Source organism: Faecalitalea cylindroides ATCC 27803, from assembly GCF_000469305.1.
GTDB classification, from domain to species: domain Bacteria; phylum Bacillota_I; class Bacilli_A; order Erysipelotrichales; family Erysipelotrichaceae; genus Faecalitalea; species Faecalitalea cylindroides.
Genome location: NZ_KI271064.1, coordinates 1 through 5,753 on the forward strand (window position 1 = coordinate 1; position 5,753 = coordinate 5,753).

Annotated in this window: 6 protein-coding genes and 1 pseudogene; 2 read left to right on the plus strand and 5 right to left on the minus strand. The window is 35.3% G+C overall.

The window, feature by feature from the left end; translation table 11 throughout:
* Positions 1–288: 288 nt before the first annotated feature.
* The 5 genes and pseudogenes from HMPREF0367_RS09625 to HMPREF0367_RS09645 form a co-directional block, all read right to left on the minus strand.
* Positions 289–615: pseudogene (locus tag HMPREF0367_RS09625) on the minus strand (carboxymuconolactone decarboxylase family protein); the annotation flags it as partial.
* A 13-nt stretch (positions 616–628) separates the two neighbouring features.
* Positions 629–1,060 carry a cupin domain-containing protein gene (locus HMPREF0367_RS09630; RefSeq protein WP_035403752.1) on the minus strand — a complete coding sequence of 144 codons (432 nt, stop codon included), beginning with the start codon at positions 1,058–1,060 and terminating at the stop codon, positions 629–631.
* Positions 1,061–1,085: 25 nt separating this feature from the next.
* Positions 1,086–1,679 carry a flavodoxin gene (locus tag HMPREF0367_RS09635; protein WP_051335249.1) on the minus strand — a complete coding sequence of 198 codons (594 nt, stop codon included), beginning with the start codon at positions 1,677–1,679 and terminating at the stop codon, positions 1,086–1,088.
* A 1-nt stretch (position 1,680) separates the two neighbouring features.
* Positions 1,681–2,535, minus strand: a complete 855-nt coding sequence (locus HMPREF0367_RS09640) for an aldo/keto reductase (RefSeq protein WP_035403754.1) — start codon at positions 2,533–2,535, stop codon at positions 1,681–1,683.
* Position 2,536: 1 nt separating this feature from the next.
* Entirely contained in the window at positions 2,537–3,004 is a 468-nt protein-coding gene (locus HMPREF0367_RS09645; RefSeq protein ID WP_035403756.1) for a flavodoxin, read from the minus strand.
* A 102-nt stretch (positions 3,005–3,106) separates the two neighbouring features.
* On the opposite strand from HMPREF0367_RS09645, the gene HMPREF0367_RS09650 reads away from it, so the two are divergent.
* Both HMPREF0367_RS09650 and HMPREF0367_RS09655 read left to right on the plus strand, forming a co-directional pair.
* Positions 3,107–3,946, plus strand: coding sequence for a LysR family transcriptional regulator (locus HMPREF0367_RS09650; RefSeq protein ID WP_035403766.1), 840 nt, complete (start codon positions 3,107–3,109; stop codon positions 3,944–3,946).
* 222 nt (positions 3,947–4,168) lie between these two features.
* Positions 4,169–5,452 (plus strand): ATP-binding protein, encoded by a 1,284-nt coding sequence (locus HMPREF0367_RS09655; RefSeq protein WP_248660684.1) that lies wholly within the window; start codon positions 4,169–4,171, stop codon positions 5,450–5,452.
* Positions 5,453–5,753: the final 301 nt, after the last annotated feature.

The following is a 5,753-nucleotide window of genomic DNA, read 5'->3' on the forward strand; positions in this document are numbered from 1 at the left end:
GCAACAAAATCATTTGAAACAATGACATCTTTGCTATGCCGGATAAAACAGATCCCGCAAAAGATCACCCATACCATCAAAACAACACCCATGATGATCAGTATAATTACATTTGGTGCCAAAAACATCCCTTCTTTCCTTTTATGTTCTTTTTTGATTTTTTTCAACATAACAATTAACGTTTTGTTAACTGTGTAGTCCCTTAAATAAAGGCTATTTAAAGAGTTTTGCGTGCTACTAGCGTGCTTAGATTGTTTTATTCAAAATCGAATGATTAAAGATTCCTTATTCTTTATCGCTCCAGACTTCTTTTGCCATACGGAACACCGCCCAGGCCTTAGGCCAGCCGCAATAGAACGCAGCATGAGTAATGATCTCAGCAATTTCTTCACGTGTAATGCCGTTTTTCTTGGCACTCATTAAATGATAACGAAAAGATTCATCTGTTAGTCCCTGAGCCATGAGAGCAACTACGGTAACCAACGATCGATCTCTAAGTGATAGTTTATCTTCTCGACTCCACACTTCCCCAAAAAGCACATCATCATTAAGCTCAGCAAATTTAGGGGCAAATTCTCCCAAAGAATCTCTTCCTGCCGTTTGTTTTATAGCCATATCTAATACCTCCCTACAGCTTATTATACTCTTCGTCCGTTACAGGTTCATACCACTCGTTGTCGCAGTTTTCACCCAGTACTTCTATGGCGATATGAGAGAACCAGCTATCTTTTTTTGCTCCGTGCCAATGTTTAACATTTGGCGGAATCATTACAACACTTCCAGCTTTTAACCCGACTGCAGATTTTCCTTCTTCCTGATACCAACCTTCACCAGCGGTACAAAGAAGGAGCTGTCCGCCACCTTTTGTCGAATGATGAATATGCCAGTTATTTCGACAACCCGGTTCAAAGGTAACGTTAGCAGCGAAAAGGTCACTTTGAGGATCGGTTAAGGGATTCAAAAATGATTCCCCGATAAAATATTTAGCATATGTCGTATTTGCCTCACCCATACCAAATACATTTTGTTTTTCAAAGACTCCCTTGTTATCACACTTCATATTGCTGACCTCCTGCGTTTTCTTTTCAACTTAGGTTGAGTTCGTTCAGCCATTCGATGATCTCATCTTCATCGACATTTGAACTAAATCTTCTTGCTTCGCCCCAATCGGCATTAGCCGCAAGCGGAGTTAAGTTATCGAGATTGAAATCAGATGATGCAGATGTCGCAAATGGAATGATCGTCTTATCCGAGAAATCATTTTCTTTCACAAAATCTTCGACAACCCAACTCAGTTCTTGCCACCAAACAGGAGCTCCTAAAAAGATATAATCGGCATCGCTAAATTCATCAAAATCAGTAGTTGTAAGTTCAACTTCTAAATCCCCATTTATATGTTCTTCGTATTCAATAGAAACTCGACTTTGCTCATCACTGTAATTTAGATCCTCTTCGCTATAAGGGTCCACAGGTTCTAATTCATAGATAGGAATATCGAAGTGATCTGAAATTGTTTGGGCTACTTTTTCTGTGTTTCCTGTAGCTGAATAATAAACGACAATTGCGTTTATTTCATTACTGTGCGAGCTGGTTTCTTCAACACTTTCATCTGTGCTGCAGGCACATAAAGAGAAGATCATCAAAATAGCGGTAAGCAATGATACAAATCTCTTTAACATCTTATTGTCTTCTTTCCTGGATCAGTTGACCAAACCATTCGATAATGCCTGGATCTTGATGGCTGAAGAAAGAAGATGTCTTGGTATCAAGCGTTTCAATTTTCTTCATATCATCATTATCAAGTTCAAACGAATAGATATCAAAGTTTTCTTTGATTCTTTCTTGGTGCACAGATTTAGCCAAAGATACGATGCCTCTTTGATACAACCATCTAAGAATCACTTGAGCTACACTCTTATTATGTTTTTCTCCGATTGCTTGTAAAACCTCATTGTGGAACATGTTGTTTCTACCTTCCGCAAACGGTGCCCAAGCTTCAAGAACAACACCATATTTGTCGGCCCATTTCTTGGCTTCGACCTGTTGATTAAAGACATTTACTTCGATTTGATTGACCATTGGTTTGATCTTGGCAAACATACATAAATCAACTAACCGGTCTGGATAAAAGTTTGACACACCGATTGCCCGTACTTTACCTTCTTCGTATAACTTTTCAAGATCACGATAAGCCGCATAATAATCACCCACCGGCTGATGCAAAAGAATAAGATCTAAATAATCTGTTTGCAATTTTTTTAAAGACTCTACGACCGAATCATAGGTCTTACCCTCTCCATAATTATCGATCCAAACTTTAGTCGTTAAGAAGATCTCTTTTCTTGGAACATCACTTTCTTTTAAAGCTTCTCCCACTTCGCTCTCATTGAAATAAGATTGCGCTGTATCAATATGACGATAACCTGTCTTTAAGGCTGTTAAGACACTTTCTTTACAGTCTTCTTTACTGACTTGATAAACACCAAATCCGTTAGCTGGAATCTCTACACCATTATAAAGTTTCATTGTTTCCATTCTAAATCTCCTCGCTTTCTATAAATTGAATGTGTTCTTCTTCACTTTTGTTGAATAATCCTTCTTTAAACTCGATATTTTGATCAATCTTTCTAAGATCTTTCATGCTATTGATCATATATTGCGGATCATTAGTATAACTGTTGGCAAAAATATACACTTTTCCTTTATAACCTTTAATGGATTCAATAAATGTGGCAATCGGCATTGGAAATGTATACCACCAAATTGGGAAAAACAGCAAAATCTGATCGTAGTTGCCAAAATCAATGTCCAACGGCTTGATTGCTGGATGAATCTTTTTGTTTACTTCTTCTTTCGCTTCTTTGTAAGCACAGATGTCATAGTCATCGGAATAAGGAATCGCTCTTTCGATTCGAATGACATCATACTTTTTCTTTTCATTGATCTTATCAACCAGCTTTTTGGTGTTGTTTGACCAACTAAAATAAGCTATAAGCGTCTTCATCTTCATCACCTCCACTTGCATTGTAATATGTCGATGTTTAAAACGTTTATATCGATTTAGAAAGATAGTATAATAAAATCGAATACTGAAAGAGGTGTTAATATGATCGATTCCCAGCTTTTATCCTATCTTATCGTTTTTTCAGAGACAGGTTCACTATTGAAATCCAGTGAAATTTTACACTTATCGCAACCGTCTTTATCGAAGGCAATGCAAAAACTTGAAGCTGAACTTGATCTCACTATTTTTGACAGAACCGGGAATAAGATTACACTCAATGATGATGGTAAAGAAATTCTTTATTATGCTAAAGACATCATGATGATGATCAATAAATTAGAAACTAAAGCAAAAGATTTAAAAGAAAAGAATCAAAGCTTAAATATAGGCTTAACAGCCCCTGGGCCAATGTTCAAATTTCCTTCATTGTTTGCGCCGACCAGTTTGAATAAAAAGATTTCCGTTTCAACAGAAGATGAAAAAGATCTTTTAAAGAATCTTTTAAACAATATCTATGATATCGTCTTTGTTAATAACCCGATAAGCATTGATAATGTGGTATGCAGAAAGGTAATGACCGAACATCTGTATGTTTCAGTCCCTGAAACGCATTTTTTATCAAGATTTAAAGAAAGCATTCACTTTAGTGATATAGATGGCCAAACTTTCCTTTTATCTTCAGATATAGGGTGTTGGACTAGCATCTTAGACAAACATATGAATAAATCGCGTTTCTTAAAACAAAGTGATCCTAATGAATTAAAAGAAATTGCGGAGTATTCATCAATTCCTAGTTTCGTTACAAATATAAGTATGAATGCAAATTCCATTAAGAATCGAATCAATATTCCAATCATTGATGAAGATGCGTATATGGATTTTTATGCAGTGTGTAAGAAAGATAAATCAGAACTTATCAATTTATTGAAACAAAACCGGTAGAATGGTATTAAAAATTAAAATCCTGTGTCCTGAAAATACGGTTGCTGCACAGCAATATAAAAACACACAATCCTTGTTTTCATTCTTGCAGATTTTCGTATATTAAGAGAATTGATTAAAAGTGGCAAATGTGACAAAAAAAGTCAATATAAATATTGATTTCCCATCTGGCAGAGACCATAATAAAAGAAATAGTTGTTCTTTTGATTAAAAACGGCAAATGTGACAAAAATAATCAGTGAGGTGAACCTTGTGAATATAGCTAGAGATAAATACTTAAGAGATTTGATCAATCGCATGAACAACGGAATGATCAAAGTTGTGACCGGTATAAGAAGATCTGGGAAATCATACTTATTGTTTAAACTGTTTTATGAGTATCTTTTAAGTCAGGGTGTTTTGGAATCTCATATTATCAAGATCGAATTAGATCAAAGAAAAAATCGGATATACCGGGATCCGGATGTCATTCTTGATTATATCGAAACTCTTATTGAGGACGATAAACAATACTATATTCTTTTAGATGAAGTACAGATGCTCAATGATTTTGAAGAAGTTCTCAATTCTTTATTACATATCTCTAATGTCGATATCTATGTAACGGGTTCCAATTCTAAGTTCTTGTCAAAAGATGTGATCACGGAGTTTAGAGGCAGAGGTGACGAGATTCATGTTTTCCCACTCACTTTCAAAGAATTTATGCAAGTATATGACGGAGACATGTATCGTGGCTTTGCGGATTATATTGTTTATGGCGGACTGCCGCTTATTTCGACTATGAAAACAGAAACTCAAAAAGTAAATTATCTAACCAATTTATTTAATGAGACTTATTTAAAAGATATTATTGAACGTAACCATATTGAAAAGACTCAGGAATTAGAAGATCTAATCAATGTACTAGCTTCAGCTATTGGTTCTTTGACCAATCCTCCTAAGATCCAGGCTACTTTCAAAAGCTCTATTGGATCAGCGATAAGTATAAATACGATTCGACAATATATTGAATACCTGGAAGATGCCTTTATTATCTCTAAAGCACAACGGTATAATATCAAAGGCAGAAAATATATCGGAACGCCTTTAAAATACTATTTTGAAGATATCGGTCTTAGAAATGCAAGGCTCGGCTTTAGACAAGTCGAAGAAACGCATCTTATGGAAAATATCATTTATAACGAATTAAGATATCGGGGATATAGTGTTGATGTAGGAGTCGTAGAAAAAAGAGAAATGAGTGAAAATGGAAAGCAAATTCGGAAAGCGCTGGAGATCGATTTCGTTGCGAATTTAGGAAGTCAAAGATACTACATCCAATCAGCGCTCAGTATGCCGACACCTGAAAAACAGATACAAGAAAAAACTTCGCTCATAAACGTTGCAGATTCTTTTAAGAAAATAATCATTGTCAAAGATATTGTGAATGTCAAAAGAGATGAAAATGGCATTGTGACAATGAGTATCTATGATTTTCTATTAAAAGAAAACAGTCTGGATCTATAGAATCGCACATTATTTTTGATATCAATACTTTAGCCAGTAGTAGACAAACATATTTAAAGAGACTTTATTTAAAGGCGGGTACAGTTCTCAAAACGTGGATCGTTGTATTGAGAAGATCAAAGAAGCTTTTAGACGATTTTGAAATCAAAAAAAATCTAAACAGAAAGAAGGGGATGCTTTTGGAATCGCATGTAATTATATTGATTATCATGGGTGTTGTTTTGATGGCATGGGTGATCTTTTGCGGAATCTGTTTTATCCGGCATAGTAGAGATGTCATTGTTTCAAATGATTTTGTTGC